Source organism: Salinibacterium sp. 10G20-15, assembly GCF_057365065.1.
The window spans coordinates 1,547,785-1,561,781 of record NZ_CP195118.1; the positions used below are offsets into that span (position 1 = coordinate 1,547,785).

The window sequence follows — 13,997 nt, forward strand, 5'->3', positions numbered from 1 at the left end:
TCGCCGAAGGCGTTCAGCGGGTGCTCCGACCCGCTACGCGTGCGTGCTCACCAAGACCGCACCACACGCTCGGTCTTGGCTCCAACCCGCTACGCGTGCGTGTGCAGAAAGCTCACAAAGTCGTTGAGTTCGTCGGTCGAGATCGCGTGCGCGAGCCCCTCATAAATGCGGGTCTCGGCGCGCGTGTGATCGACTAGCCACTCTTCGGTGCGCTCGATCGCCGCCGTCGGAATAACCGAGTCATCAGTGCCTCGGCCCCAAAACACGGGCGGGCGGATGCTCGTAAGCGCCGCATCTCCCGGGTGCTCAGCACTGGCCACGAATCCGGAGAGTGCGACGGCGCTCGCGAAGCGTTCCGGGGCGAGCCGCAATAGCTGGAGCGACATCGCCGCCCCCTGCGAGAAACCGAGGAGGCTCACACTCGTGTACTGCTGCGAGTCGAGCCATTCGAGCACAGCGTTGGCCGCGTCATCCACGCCAGAAACCTGAGGGAGCCCTCCACCACTGAGATCGATCGGGAACCACGAGAACCCGCCGCTCTCGGGGATCGGCGCTCGCAGCGATGCGATCACCGGACCGAGCGGCAGTGCGGGGGCCAGCGCAAACAGATCTCCCTCGTGAGAGCCGTAGCCGTGCAACAGCACGATGAGTGGACGACCAGCCCGTTCGCGTTCGGGGGCCGACCAGAGCACTGCGGAGGAATCGATCTGCATGGCACAAAGCCTACGCGGCGCGGCTAGGGGGTTGTTGTGACCGAAAGAACCTCGGAAAATACCTCGAACTGTGCAGTGAAAGCGTTGTGGACTAGGGCGTCGCAGGTGAGCCTGGCGACCAATTCGCTCTCCGAACCGAGCATCGATCGGGCTGCCAGTTCAGTGATCTGGGCAACTCCGTCGGGATTGATGTGACTGATGGTGACCGAGGCGAACTCAATCGTCGAGTCACTACCAACCTCCGCGATAGCGATGTTGAGCAGGCCCGGATCGTGGAGTTGCGCGTCGGGATCCTCCTCAAGGAAAGCAGTGAATTCCCGCACGAGCACGGCATAAGAACCGTCGAAATCGTCCGAAACGTCGGGATCAGGCAAAGCCAGACGCTGGGTGGTGGCGAGCTGACAGCCAGTGGTCTCATCCTGAAGCACATTGATGCCAGCGCGATCAAACGTTGTTGGTTGCCATGTAGCCCCGGGAGCGATCGACCACACCGGCTGGCCGTCAAATACTGCGCTTCGATCGAGCGGAACGTGCACGTCGACCGCAGGTCGATCGCTCCCGGAACTCGTCGGTTCGGGTCGCGCCTTGGTCGCGTCGCTGCCGGAACACTCACCGAACTCGTCACACTCATACGAGCCGGCGGAGGCAAGCGCCGAGGTCACGATGATCGTGGTCGTAGCGGCGGACGCGAGAAACACGACGACCGCGACCGCGATTAGCGCCCACGCCCACCCAGGCAGCGGAACGCGGGCAGGCGTGGGCGCAGCCTCAGCCGATGCCGATGCCGATGCCGATGCCGGTGCCGGTGCCGGTGCCGATGCCGGTATTGCCGTTATCGGCGCCGCGCGTTCCCCGTCGCTTTCCTGTGACGGCTCAGAAGAGGAGGGGCTGTTCTCGGTCATGGGTTCCCTTTCGCGTGACAGGCGAGTGCCTGAGATAGGAACGCTAATTCGGGGGCTGTTGCCTCCGGCTTGGGACTGCGCAAGCTGTGCACTGCGCGAGTGAAAGCGGGATTGGGGACGACTAGTGGCCACCTCGGTCGGCCCGCCGTGGCATCCGCTCGGCGACATCGTGCACGCCAAGCCCGCGCGATAGGTGACAATGGAGCATGAGCTCCGTCGGCACACCAGACCCCAACTCGTCTTGGCTATCAGATGAAGAGCTTGCGGAGACCCGCAGGCGACTGCCGCTGCTCTATGTCGAGGCTGTTCCCGTGCGCGTGGATGGGCTGGGTCGCGTCATTGAGGTCGGCACTCTGGTGCGCGGCAACAGTGGTGAGATCACCCGCACGCTCGTCTCGGGCCGCGTCATGTTTGGCGAGACGTTGCGCGATGCTCTGTTCCGTCATCTGGAAAAGGATCTGGGCCCCATGGCCTTCCCGCTCCTGCCGGCAAGCCCGACCCCGTTCATGGTCGCCGAATACTTCCCGTGGCCCGGCGACAGCCAGTTCACGGACCCCCGCCAGCACGCCGTCTCGATGGCCTACGTCGTTCCGGTCACCGGTACGTGCGAACCGCGTCAGGATGCGCTCGAGCTCACCTGGTTGAGCCCCGCCGCCGCGGTATCCGACGACGTCACCGCAGACATGGAAGGTGGCCGCGGAGCGCTACTGCGCGCGGCCCTCGCTTCCGTCGGAGTGCTGCCGTAGGCGCTAGCTAGCTCCTGCCCGTCTGTCTACTGCGGGCAAGCTTTGGAAATTCAGGAAATCCGTTCGCGGGTTCGCGCGCGGGCGCGGAAAAAGCGCAGAACTCTGCGGGAGCGATGCCGTGAACACTGATGGTTCAACAGAGTTTCCTGAATTTCCGAAGGGCAGCGTGACCGCGCTCGTGCAGCGTGACCGCGCTCGCGGTCGGCGAGTCGTTGTGCGCCGCGTGTGGTGCGCTGTGCCTGAGCTCGTGCCTGTGCCTGTGCCTGTGTGCCTAAGCCCCAGCCCCGTGCGTAGGCCGTTGCTGCTGCGGCGCATTGCGCGTCTGCGGGTGGGACTGGAGCTGCACAACGTTGGAAATTCAGGAAATCTGATGTGCGCGCGTGGGCTGCCAGCTTGGATGCCCCGAAATCCGGGCACACTCGGGCCCGTGAACGCTGGTCGAAACCGAATTTCCTGAATTTTCGAATGGTGATCAGGCAGGCTGTTTGGCCGGCGGGGTATTCGAACAGCGAGCTGGCCGCCCGGGCGCTCAAGGACTCGGGCGCCCAGCCGACCACTCAGCGAGCACGCCCTTAAATGCCGAAGGGCGACGAACCCCACCCCAGGGCTGCTGGGGGTGACTCGCCGCCCTTGACGGTAAAACTGCGGCACGCATACGCGCGCTCGCCGACACGCCTGCGCGTGCCCTGCGGCACGCCTGCGCGAGATCGCCGACACGCTCACGCGCACCCGGAAGAACTGGAGCCTAGCGCCCGCTGCTCGATGCGCGACGGTTAGGTCGAACGACCTGGCCTACGCGAACGGGTCCGCCGTTGCCGGCCTGAGCGCGACCCTTGCCGCCGCGCGGACGCGAGGGAGCTTCGGATTGCTGCTGGCGAGGTTGGTGAGTTGAACGCTGTTCGCTTGCACCGGAACCGGCGACAACGGCGCCACGGCCGGAGCCTTGACGGTCGTTACGCTGCTGTCCACCACGAGCTGCGCCGCGAGCGCCGCCGCGAGGCTGGCCATCACGAGCGCCATCACGAGCGCCGTCACGGGCGCCATCGCGTGCTGCACCGTTACGGCCGCCACGACCACCGCTGCCGCCACGGCCACCGGCACCGCCACGGCCACCAGCACCGCCACGACCTCCGGCGCCACCACGGCCACCCTCACGGGCACCATCGCGTTCGCCTTCGTAGAATCCGGCACCTTCGCCACCGCGACGCGAACGCTTGCGCTGGGCGTTTGCGCCCTGCGAGCGTCCACCCTGCGACTGGCCACGGGCGGGAGCTGCTGCACGAGGAGCAGGCTTCACATATTCAGCTACCTCGCCGGTCAGGGCCACGACGGCTTCTGACTTGGCGTTGACGTGCTGCGGGGTCACCGTGATGGCGGCCTTACGCAACAGCGCTGCGGTGTCTTTGCGCTGGGCGGGAAGAACGATCGTCACAACGTCGCCCTCTTCACCAGCACGAGCGGTACGGCCACTGCGGTGCAGGTAGGCCTTGTGCTCGGCGGGCGGGTCAACGTGGATGACCAGCTCAATGTTGTCAACGTGCACGCCGCGCGCCGCTACGTCAGTAGCGACAAGCACCTTCACGTCGCCAGCGGAGAATGCAGCGAGGTTGCGGTCGCGGGCGACCTGCGAGAGGTTTCCGTGCAGGTCAACGGCGGGGATTCCGGCATCCGTCAACTGGCGTGCCAGCTTCTTGGCGTGGTGCTTGGTGCGCATGAAGAGGATGCGGCGGCCGGTGCCCGAAGCAAGCTTCTCAACGAGAACGCGCTTGGATTCGACGCTTTCGGTCTCGAACACGTGGTGAGTCATGGCGGAGACGTGCGAAGTCGCTTCGTCAACCGAGTGCAATACCTCGTTGTGGAGGAAGCGGCGAACCAGCTTGTCTACACCGTTGTCGAGGGTGGCGCTGAACAGTAGGCGCTGTCCGCTGCTGGGGGTCTTGTCGAGGATGCGGGTCACGACGGGCAAGAAGCCAAGGTCGGCCATGTGGTCGGCCTCGTCAAGCACGGTGATCTCGATGGCGTCGAGGCTCACGAAGCCCTGCTTCATGAGGTCTTCGAGGCGACCGGGGCAAGCAACGACGATGTCGACGCCGGCCTTGAGGGCCGCAACCTGGCGGTTCTGGCTGACGCCACCGAAGATCGTGGTGGTGTTGAGGCCGTAGGCCGCAGCGAGAGGTTCGATAACAGCAGAGATCTGCGTGGCGAGCTCACGGGTCGGTGCGAGTACGAGACCCAGAGGGCGACCCGAGCGGCGCTTGCCACCCGAGAGCTTGCCGCCGAGGCGAGCAACCATGGGCAGCGAGAAGGCGAGGGTCTTGCCCGAGCCCGTCTTTCCGCGACCGAGTACGTCGCGGCCATTGAGGGTGTCGGGAAGGGTGTCGAGTTGGATGGGGAACGGCGTGGTCTTGCCATCGGCTGCAAGTGCAGCAACGAGAGGGGCGGGTACGCCAAGCGAGCTAAAAGTTTGTTCAGTCACAACGGTGGTGCCTTTCGGGCATAAGTAACAGATGGGCGTTACACCGGAGGCGCACACACCGTTCACATTGAACGTGGCAGTGCTGATCTACACCGACCCAATCTGGCGTTTCGCACGGATGCGGCACACAGGTCAGATCTCGAACTTTCGTTCGGCGCGGATTACTCCAGTTCGCCGGAGAAAGTTATCTACGAGCCTCACGTTTCTGATTGACGTGGGCGAGAAGAGGGAAGCGTTCTACGACGCAGGGAAACATAATTGTTTCGCAAGTTCCCCCAGCGTAGCAGTTATGCCCCTAGTAGCGCTCGCCTACCGGCACTTGCACAGCCAGAGTGTTCCCGGCCTGCGCGAGCGGGCAGGCCCAAGCGGGGTCGTAGGCGCACGAAGGGTTGTACGCAAAGTTGAAGTCGAGCACGAGCGACTCGGGCGTGCTGCCCGGCCCAAGATCGGCACCCTTGACGGTGTCGAGAAGGTAGCGGCCACCACCGTAGGTTCCGCCCTTCACTCGAGAGAGAGCATCCTTCACGGGGATAAAAATTCCGCCGCCATACGACGCCAAGCGCCACACATCGAGCGAGCCAACCGAGTCAATCTCGACCGTGCCAAGCAGGTCGAACGGCACAACGCCATCCGTTCCTGTCTCCACGTTCATGCGGCGACCGTCGCCCGGAACAATGGATGCTTCGAAACGCCAGTCGGGATTGTACGACTCAAACGGCAGCCCCTTAAAGCCGCGCAGGTCCTCCGGCAATAGCGGCGAAGCTGGATGCGTGGCGAACATCTCATCCCGTGCCGCACGCCAGTCGGCGTGGGCGCTCGCGGCATCCGGATTCTCGCGGATAGCGGCGTAGAGAGCAAAGTTGCGGCGGCGCCAGTCGGCTACGTCAAGAGCGGTCATAGCTTCAGGCTAACCCGCGCAGCCGACAGCGAGCTTGGTGCGGCGCTCGCCTTCAGCATCCGCCCGCGCGAAACGCGCCAGCGCAAACCCCGCCAGCGCAAACCCCGCCCCTTCGAAACGCGCAGCCAACAGGCCGCTACCTGTCGCGCGAGAGCAGCGCCCGCACTTCACTCTCGGCCGAGGCGAGCCGCTGCGGGTTGATCGTCTCGCCGGCAGAGAACAGGTCAACGATGCGCGGGTCAACGTAGCTCTTCTTAGCGATGGCGGGGGTATTGCCAAGCACCTCGGCTGCCGCTTCCATCGCCACGCGAATAGCGCGCGATCGTGCCCGCTGGCTCAGTTTTTTCACTGCCACATCAGCAGCGGCTGCGCTCACTGCCAGACTTGATGCCGCCGCAATTGTGCCGCGTAGCGTGCGAAAGTCCTTGGCCGTGAAGTCACCGCCCGTGCGTTCGCGAACGTAGTCGTTGATGTCCGCTGCGGTGAGGGAGCGGCGCTCGCGGCCTTCCCGCCAGGAGAGAACCGAAGCGTCGGGAGCACTGCGCAGGCGGCGTCGAATGAACTCGGCGAGGTCGGCATCCACAATTTCGCTCTCCCACTGTTGACCGCTCTTGGCGGGAAAGCAGAGTTGCACGCGATCGCCGACCACGGTGACGTGATCGCACAGGAGAGTGGAGAGGCCGTGACTGCCGTGTTCTTCGGCATAGCGCTCGCTGCCAACCCGCAAGGAGCCGGTGTCGAGCATCCGAAAGGCTGCGGCAAGAGTGCGCTCACGAGGGTCTTCGCTCGAGCGCAAGGTGCGGGTGACGACGCCGCGAGCGCCGGGCAACACGGCGGCAAGTTCGAGAGCGCGGTCGAACTTCACGCGGTCTTGACGTTCGCGCCAGGCCGGGTGGTAAATGTACTGGCGGCGACCCGCCTCATCGAACCCGGTCGCGAGAATGTGACCGTTCTCGTAGGGGCAGATCCACACTTCGGTCCAGGCGGGAGGAATGCCGAGCGACGCAAACCGCGACTTGAGGGCGGCATCGGTGACCGTCGCGCCGGCAGGGTCGCTATAGCTGAAGCCCTTGCCTGATCGCTTGCGCGAGTAACCGCGCCCTGATGTATTGCTCCGCCGCAGTCGAGGCACCGCGTGTTCCTTTCGCCCCTGCGATTCGGCTCACGCCGACGGCTGAAGCCAGAACGGTCAACCTAAAGGTTGAGATTACTTCTTCTCGTTGTGCCCCAACTCCACGACGGAGCCAGACGGCGCAGAGCCGCACCGCGCCACTGCCAAAACGCCCAGTAGAGCGGCCACAGGAGGGGAGTGAGAAGTCCCGCGCTGAAGATGAGCTGGTCGCGGTAGAGGGTCCCACCTCCGGGGGCGGCGCTGATCGCCATGGAGTGTTCCCAGTGCGTGACAAGAGCGAGGGGACCACTGAGTCCGCGGCCGCTGTCACGCATGATGCGCACGCCGTCAGGGGCATCCGGGAATGACACATCGATCACTTGTTGGCCCACCGGGAACAGCCCCGCAGCAGCCATGCGCACCGGATGCTCGCCCGCTTGCCACAGCTCCGGAAAGCCGCCAACTTCCAACGAGGTGAAAGTCGAGAGCGGTGCCGATACCTCTTGAAAAACGTGCGGGCTGCGGATGGCGCGCCAAGCGTCGTCGGGGGCACAATCGAGTTCGAACTTCAGCAGCACGCGCATGCCTCTAGTGTCCTCCTGTCTGATTCAGGAATCCAGAGTGGAACCCGAAGCGCGCCAAAAATCGGCACGAACCCTACACTGGATGCACCGATTCGGCAGGAGCCCCGATGTCTATTCCTCCGCACACCAGCCCGAGCCCCGCACCGGCCATTCCCGAGACGATGACCGCGGTAACGTCGCGGCGCTATGGCGACACCGACGTTCTCGCGATCGAGACGCTCCCGACGCCCACGGCGGGCCCCGGCATGCTTCTCGTGCAGGTCTTGGGCTCCTCGGCCAATGCGCTCGACTGGCGTTTGCTCAGTGGCACCCCGCTATTTGTGCGACTCGTCATGGGGTTGCGTAAGCCGAAGCGGCTGACTCCGGGGGCGGATGTCACGGGGCGCGTCGTTGCCGTCGGTGACGGGGTTACCGGCTTTGCGATCGGAGACGCTGTGTTTGGTGAGGCAAACGGCGGAGCCTTCGCCGAGTACGCCGCCGTCACAGCCAAGCATTTTGTCACCCTGCCGCCCGGCATCGATTTCGTGGCAGCGGGAGCAACTCCGGTCGCAGCTCTCACCGCGCTTCAGGGGCTGCGGACCAAGGGCGCGGTTCAACCCGGCGATCGGGTGCTCATCAACGGGGCCGCGGGTGGGGTCGGCACTTTCGCAGTTCAGCTCGCGCGCATCCTCGGTGCCAGCGACATCACCGCCGTCTGCAGTGGCCGCAACACCGAACAGTCGCTCGCTCTCGGCGCGACCTGCGTCGTTGACTACGAAACCGAGGACTACATCGAAGTCGGCGGCCAGTACGACGTCGTCTTCGACCTCATGGGTAACCGAACCGCCGACGACATGCGCACCATCCTGGCTCCCGGCGCGCGCTTCGTGGGCGTTAGCGGTCCCATGAGCAACCGGTGGGTCGGCCCCGTCTTCCACCTCATGCGCATGGCCCGCGCCTTCAGGAAGTCGGATGTCACGTTCCACCAGTTCACCGCCGCGCCGACTCCCGAGGATCTCAGCTACCTTGCCGAGCTGCTCGCTTCCGGCGAGCTTGTTCCCGCAATCGAACGCGTCGTGGGGCTCGACGGAGTCGTAGACGCCATCGATCAGATTGCGTCCAGCCACGGACGGGGCAAGGTCGCGATCGTGCCGGGCGGAGCCGATAGCGAGGCTGCGGACGGGGCTCCCGGCAGAGCCTCCTAGCGCCGCTGTGCGGCCGTACTGCGGAACATGATCTCCCGCGCCACGGCTGACTTCTCGTGGCCCGGGCAGTCAGGCGCTGTCACATTTGGTAACCGAAGATGACGCCCGCGCACCCGCGCTTTAGCCTCAAGAAGTGAACGATCCCCGCACCCAACCCCAGTACCAGGTCCGCTTTGGCTTCGGTCGCGCTCAAGCGCACGAGTTGAGCGACGGCGCCGACGTCGTCGTGTGGGCGGATGCTCTGGCCGACGGTTCCACGCCCGCCCCCGAGCTGCCCGGAGAACTCTCGGTTCTCAGCGCCGGCACCGGGGCAGCCACGGCCGTCGCCGAGTGGGTTATCGCGCAACAAGAACTCAAAGGTGACCGCTTCACCGTCGCCGTCATCGCTGCCGGAAACGCGGACGGCGGGTTCGCCGTCGACGACCTCCTGGCGGCGGGGGCGATCGTGGATACTCTCGCCGATGCGGGCATTGACTACATTTCTCCGGAAGCGGCATCCGCTGTTGCCGCTTTCACGGGCCTCAAGTCTGCTCACAACCACTTGCTGTCGGCGAGCACCGCGGGCCAGCAGTTGATTCAGGATGCCGGACGCGGCGCCCTCGATGCGGCCATTGCCAGCAATTCCGCAGCCAGTTTTGCCATCGTTCAGCACAGTCGGCAACTCGTTCGGGAATGACCCTCGCGCCGTGAGCGTTGAACCGAATAGTCACTGACTGAGCTACCTGTCATTGACTCACGACATCGACTCAACGGAGGACAGTATGAAGGCAGTAATCGGCGACACCGTCATCGCAGAAGCACCCCAGGAAGATCTCCTCAAGATTGAGGGCAACTGGTACTTCCCGCCGGCCAGCGTGAACCACGAACTGCTCGAGAAGAGCCCCACCCCGTACCACTGCCCGTGGAAGGGTGACTGCCAGTACTTTGTTGTCAGCGCCAACGGCCAGAAGTACCAGGACCGTGCGTTCAGCTACCCGAACCTCCTCCCGGGCGCTGCAGAGCGCGTCGGCAAGGACTTCTCCAACTACGTCACCTTCTGGAAAGAGGTTCAGTTCGTCGACTAATCGACGACTGTCTTTTGTGCGCAGTTAGCGTGCCGCATTGCGAGCACGGTGGCTGCGCACTTTTGCGCGGTTGCCGCAGCGTTGCATCGAGCACCAGCGGCGGTTGTTCGAGCGTGACTCGTCGTAGAAGACCAGCGCGCAGTCATCCGCAGCACATTCACGAATGCGTTCGTGCTGTTCTTCGCCAAAGAGGAAGACGGCTTCGCGCGCCATGGTTGCGAGCGCCTGACCGGTGCGAACGCGGGTGCGACCGGCCTGCAGGCTTCCGCCGGCCAGCCGGGGCGGAACATCCGGAGTCGCGGCAAAGAGGTTGATGATGTCGACCTGGCGGGAATCGGGAGTGCCGTTCACGCTGAGCGCGGTGGCAATCGACGCAATAGCGTCGCGCAGCCCCTTGGCGTCGGTCAGATCGCGATCGGTGACCGTGCCGTCGCAGGCTTCAAAGCGGCCCTCGAGCCACGTCGCCAAATCGGCGGGAGTGTTCAGTCGCTCCCACGCGGGGTTGTCGCCCATGGCGCCCGTGTACGCAAAGTCGAGCGCACGCGCACCCGAATCAAACCACCACTGACGTGAAGAGCGAGACGTGAACCACTGGCCGGTTGCGCCACCGGCGTTGTCCGTTGTGGGCGTGACAGTAGGAGTTGTGGTTTCGGGATGTGGCACCTAACCATTATCGCCGGTTACGAGACACCCCGGTGACCAGCAGTGAGCGACCGCCTAGCCGCGCGGTCGCGACACCACCCGGTGCACCCAGTCGATGCGATTGGCCGTGCTGAACCTGCGAGAACACAGCCCGCACGCGAGCACGCGCGTTGGCTTGCGATAGCGGTAGTGCTTGTGGCCGGCGGGGCACGTGCCTACCCAGGGTGCGAACTCATCGGCGATTGCACCGCCGTGCAGCCGCTTACCCTCATAGCCGAGCTCTTTCGCTACGGCCTTCCACTGCGCTCCGTGCCCAGCACCGGGGCCAGCCATCGCATGCGCGATCTCGTGCAGCAGGATTTGATGAATCTCGTCATCCTCATACCGCGCAGCCAAATACCGCGACACCGAAATGCGCTTGTGCGTGTAGTTGCAGAGCCCGGCCCGGGTTTTGGCGTTGTCGAAGGTGAAGTGCCAACTGTCATCCAAGTGCAATCGAATGAGGGCATCAGCCCACACGCGCACTCGGAAAAGTTCAGCCACCTGTCGAGGCTAATCGATGAATCGCTAGCCCAACCGCACGCGGTTGTCGACCGGTTCGACGGCATCCACTGCTGTAGCCGCTTCGATGGATGCTGCACGCTCGGCTTCACGCTGAGCACGAGCCCGGCGACGCTTGCGCTTGCGGGCGCCGGAGATGATTCCGCTGGTGATCATGAAGCCGGCGTACACGAACAGGGCGATGGCGATGATCGGAACAAGCCACGCTTTAGCGCTGCCGTTGACGAAATTGCTCACATAACCGATCCACGGAACGCTGTACCAGAGCTTGCCCTGCACCTGAACGGGCAGTACTTGTAATTCGTCGGCGACGTCGTTGTTGTCGCCCTTCAACGTGAAGGTGCGGCTGCCGTCGCTGGAGTTGGTGATGCCGGTGACGCGGTGCGTGATGACTCCGGGCTTACCTGATTCGATCTGGTAGGTAATGACGTCGCCCACCGCAATCTTTTCGGTTTCTATGGGTTTGACCACTATGAGCGTTCCCGGGGGTAGTCCCGGTTCCATCGAGCTCGTGAGGACGGTCAGTGGCATCGCGCCGGCGAGGTTCGGCACAATGATTACGAGAGCGCCAACGAGGAGAACGAGCGCAAAGAGTCCGCCGCTGATCCCCATGCCGAGGTAATAAAGAATGCCGTGAGACTTTTCTTCGTCGGCACTGGCGGCAGAGCGAGCGGCTGCACGAGTAGTCAGATTAGACATCGTCTGCTTCCTTTCGTGTGCGACGGCCAGCGATCCACGAGATGCCTGCACCGACCAGTGCGGCCAAGAACAGGATGAGTACAAGGTACTCCTGGTAGAGCCGCCACGAGTTGGGGTCGAGTGTGAATCCCGTGGGGAATGTCGGGGTGAGTCCGCTTGCCGTATCGGTACTGTCGTCAGTCATCGCGGGGCTCGGGCTCGGTGTGGGAATCGGCAGCGCCGACGTGTTTCCGACTCCGTCGGCGGTGGTGTCTGTCGTCGTGGCTGTGGAGCCCGGAACGTTAGGCACAAGCGGAACCGTCGATCCGGTGTTGCCACAGTGCGTTGCAGGCGCGCTGCCGGGGGTAGTGTCCGAGAGTGTGAAGCGAAGCGAAATGGATGCCGTAGCCCCTTGCCCCTGAGTGCCGGTCAAGTTGCCGAGTGCCAGGTTTGCCGTGACGGGAACGGTCTGCCCGGCAGCGACGAGCACTCCTTCGGTGGTGACGAGGCAGGGCGAGGCGCCACTGATCGCCTGGGCGGCGCCAGCATTGCTCGGAGTGCTGGTCGTCACAGTGAGCGCATCGGCGTAGCGAGCATCCGAGAATGACACGTCGCGCATGGTGATGCGGAGGTAGCCCGCAGCAGTGCCGGTGTTGCGCACGTAGATGGTTTCGGTCTGGCTGTCGCCCGGGCTCAGCAGCGCGATGCTGTCGAAGACCGCGCCCGGGTAAGTGCGGGCGAAGTTCACTCCGTCGTCACTCAGTTCGACGACGCCGACGCCCGTCGCAGCGCTTGCGGGCGTGGCGCCGAGTATGAGGCTGAGAAGCGCGGCGGTGGCGATGCCGGATGCCCGGCGAAGTCCTAACCGCATGCGACACCAGTGGCGTACCAGCCATTTGCCAATTGCACAGCGACGGCGGCGGAGGGGTCGGACTGCGTCGTGCCGTTGAGCACCGCGCGAACTGTGATGTCGCCACTACTCGAGACCAATGACCGAGTAATCGTGGCCGATGTGGACGAGGTCGTCCCCAAGAGGGTGGGGCCCGATCCATTGTCGAAGTACACCTCATAGCTGAGGGTTCCAGAATTGCTGGTCGGCGCAGTCCAGGATACTTGGGCTTCGTACCAAGCGCCCCAGTAAATCGAACGAGTTGTGCACTGCATGTTGGTCGGGGCGCCGATCTGTGGAGCGGCTTCGACGTCTTGAGTGAACGTCCGGTTTGCAGCGCTCATCACGTCAGTGGCGTTCCAGTTTGTTCCCGCGCTCGCGTTGATCGCGAATGTGGCCGTGGTGGCGCGGCCCGCTTGAGTCGTCATAGAACCCGTGAAAGTTGTGGAGGCGCACAGAATCGCACTGTTCGTAGACGCGAGGGTCATGTTGAGGGTGCCCAACGACACAGTGCCGCCGCCCAGAGTCGTTGAGACAACTGGCGTGGTGGCGGCACAGGCGGAGCTCGTGCCCACCCAGAACTTCACGGCAACTTGGTTGCCCGCGAGAGTTCCGCTGCGAGAAATGGTGACGCTCGTGATTGACGCTTCGACGCTACCGGTATTGCGCACGGTGATGGGCTTCGTGACGGTCTGGTTGGTGGCCGTGTAGGTGTGAGGACCGAGGGTGCTGATGGTGGCGGCGCCACTGGCGGTCGCGGTCGTCAATGCGACCGCGCCGGTGGCGGCGGTGGCGGTCTTCGTGGACGACGCGGTCCAGGCGGCGAAGCTCACGCCAGAAACGAGCGTGAGAAATACGGCTATGCCCGCGATGATCGAGACGCGCGTGGAGCGCTTCATGCCGCGGTAGCCCTGAGCCGCCGTGCGCTCTGCGATGCGGCTCACGGCTGAACTCCAGAGATTGTGGCGGTGATGGCGACGTTCGTTGACTGCGCGCTCGCGGGCGCGTTGGCGGGAAGAGTGACGACGAGGCAGGCACTCGTGGAGGCGCCAGCGGCGAGCGTGCTGTTCAGGGTTCCCGTGGGAACTCCCGAGCTGGGGCACGCGTTGTTGGCTACCGAGATGGTGAACGGGTTCGTGGTCGATGAACCGGTTGCCGTTGCTGCGATTGCTGCGGAAAGTACGAGGGGCACGTCACCGGTGTTGGTGATGGTGAACGTGCCGGTGACTGATTTGCCCGGAGCAAGCGCAGTCCAATTGAGCGACTGGTTTCCGACGGTCAGGGCGGCGGTGCCAGCGCTGATGGTCGAGCCAGGAGTCGCGGTGGCAGACGAGTTGAGGTAGGCGTAGGTGCCGCCGGTGCCAACGAGCCCGAGCGAGATAGCGATGGTGAGAACGGCCAGTGCTTTGATTGCGCCAAGGGTCCCCCCGCCGAACGCGGTGAAAAGCGATGCTGAGCGGCGCTGGTGACGGGCGTTAACCATGTCAAGGCGGTGCGATCCGCGAACTGTCGAAGAGTTCATGGTGCACCGCCTTTCGATGAGAGAAAA

16 protein-coding genes are annotated in these 13,997 nt (G+C 64.2%); 4 read left to right on the forward strand and 12 right to left on the reverse strand.

Annotated features, from left to right (window positions below; translation table 11 throughout):
- Positions 1-89: 89 nt before the first annotated feature.
- Together ACR3YK_RS07365 and ACR3YK_RS07370 are read right to left on the reverse strand one after the other, a co-directional pair.
- Complete coding sequence (locus tag ACR3YK_RS07365) at positions 90-713, reverse strand: alpha/beta hydrolase (protein WP_486174274.1); 624 nt, start codon at positions 711-713, stop codon at positions 90-92.
- 23 nt (positions 714-736) lie between these two features.
- Positions 737-1,615, reverse strand: a complete 879-nt coding sequence (locus ACR3YK_RS07370; protein WP_486174275.1) for a hypothetical protein — start codon at positions 1,613-1,615, stop codon at positions 737-739.
- 206 nt (positions 1,616-1,821) lie between these two features.
- On the opposite strand from ACR3YK_RS07370, the gene ACR3YK_RS07375 reads away from it, so the two are divergent.
- Entirely contained in the window at positions 1,822-2,361 is a 540-nt protein-coding gene (locus ACR3YK_RS07375) for an NUDIX hydrolase family protein (RefSeq protein ID WP_341619163.1), read from the forward strand.
- 745 nt (positions 2,362-3,106) lie between these two features.
- Here ACR3YK_RS07375 and ACR3YK_RS07380 read toward each other — a convergent pair.
- The 4 genes from ACR3YK_RS07380 to ACR3YK_RS07395 form a co-directional block, all read right to left on the reverse strand.
- Positions 3,107-4,837, reverse strand: coding sequence for a DEAD/DEAH box helicase (locus ACR3YK_RS07380; protein WP_486174276.1), 1,731 nt, complete (start codon positions 4,835-4,837; stop codon positions 3,107-3,109).
- Between the two features lie 295 nt (positions 4,838-5,132).
- On the reverse strand, positions 5,133-5,735 hold the full coding sequence (locus ACR3YK_RS07385) for a DUF1684 domain-containing protein (RefSeq protein ID WP_486174277.1): 603 nt from the start codon (positions 5,733-5,735) through the stop codon (positions 5,133-5,135).
- Positions 5,736-5,871: 136 nt separating this feature from the next.
- Positions 5,872-6,867: a DNA topoisomerase IB gene (locus tag ACR3YK_RS07390; protein ID WP_486174278.1), complete on the reverse strand. Its 996-nt coding sequence runs from the start codon at positions 6,865-6,867 to the stop codon at positions 5,872-5,874.
- Between the two features lie 62 nt (positions 6,868-6,929).
- On the reverse strand, positions 6,930-7,430 hold the full coding sequence (locus ACR3YK_RS07395; RefSeq protein WP_486174279.1) for a hypothetical protein: 501 nt from the start codon (positions 7,428-7,430) through the stop codon (positions 6,930-6,932).
- A gap of 107 nt (positions 7,431-7,537) precedes the next feature.
- Here ACR3YK_RS07395 and ACR3YK_RS07400 point away from each other — a divergent pair, with 107 nt between their 5' ends.
- The 3 genes from ACR3YK_RS07400 to ACR3YK_RS07410 all read left to right on the forward strand — a co-directional run bounded on the left by ACR3YK_RS07400 (position 7,538) and on the right by ACR3YK_RS07410 (position 9,678).
- Entirely contained in the window at positions 7,538-8,614 is a 1,077-nt protein-coding gene (locus ACR3YK_RS07400) for an NAD(P)-dependent alcohol dehydrogenase (RefSeq protein ID WP_486174280.1), read from the forward strand.
- A gap of 133 nt (positions 8,615-8,747) precedes the next feature.
- Complete coding sequence (locus ACR3YK_RS07405) at positions 8,748-9,290, forward strand: 2-phosphosulfolactate phosphatase (protein ID WP_486174281.1); 543 nt, start codon at positions 8,748-8,750, stop codon at positions 9,288-9,290.
- A gap of 85 nt (positions 9,291-9,375) precedes the next feature.
- Positions 9,376-9,678: a DUF427 domain-containing protein gene (locus ACR3YK_RS07410; protein WP_486174282.1), complete on the forward strand. Its 303-nt coding sequence runs from the start codon at positions 9,376-9,378 to the stop codon at positions 9,676-9,678.
- 24 nt (positions 9,679-9,702) lie between these two features.
- On the opposite strand, the gene ACR3YK_RS07415 is transcribed toward ACR3YK_RS07410, so the two are convergent.
- From ACR3YK_RS07415 to ACR3YK_RS07440, 6 genes are read right to left on the reverse strand one after another with little or no spacing between them, the layout of a single operon-like run.
- A complete protein-coding gene (locus tag ACR3YK_RS07415; RefSeq protein ID WP_486174283.1) occupies positions 9,703-10,341 on the reverse strand; it encodes a CGNR zinc finger domain-containing protein in 639 nt (212 codons plus the stop codon).
- A gap of 54 nt (positions 10,342-10,395) precedes the next feature.
- Positions 10,396-10,863, reverse strand: a complete 468-nt coding sequence (locus ACR3YK_RS07420; protein ID WP_486174284.1) for a SprT-like domain-containing protein — start codon at positions 10,861-10,863, stop codon at positions 10,396-10,398.
- 24 nt (positions 10,864-10,887) lie between these two features.
- Positions 10,888-11,580, reverse strand: a complete 693-nt coding sequence (locus ACR3YK_RS07425) for a signal peptidase I (protein WP_486174285.1) — start codon at positions 11,578-11,580, stop codon at positions 10,888-10,890.
- Entirely contained in the window at positions 11,573-12,430 is an 858-nt protein-coding gene (locus ACR3YK_RS07430; protein ID WP_486174286.1) for a hypothetical protein, read from the reverse strand. Before ACR3YK_RS07430 ends, ACR3YK_RS07425 begins: the two co-directional genes overlap by 8 nt.
- Positions 12,421-13,392 (reverse strand): hypothetical protein, encoded by a 972-nt coding sequence (locus ACR3YK_RS07435; RefSeq protein ID WP_486174287.1) that lies wholly within the window; start codon positions 13,390-13,392, stop codon positions 12,421-12,423. The genes ACR3YK_RS07430 and ACR3YK_RS07435 overlap by 10 nt, the downstream gene beginning before the upstream one ends.
- The gene (locus ACR3YK_RS07440) at positions 13,389-13,970 is read right to left on the reverse strand and encodes a TasA family protein (protein ID WP_486174288.1); all 582 of its coding nucleotides are present in this window, start codon (positions 13,968-13,970) and stop codon (positions 13,389-13,391) included. Before ACR3YK_RS07440 ends, ACR3YK_RS07435 begins: the two co-directional genes overlap by 4 nt.
- Positions 13,971-13,997: the final 27 nt, after the last annotated feature.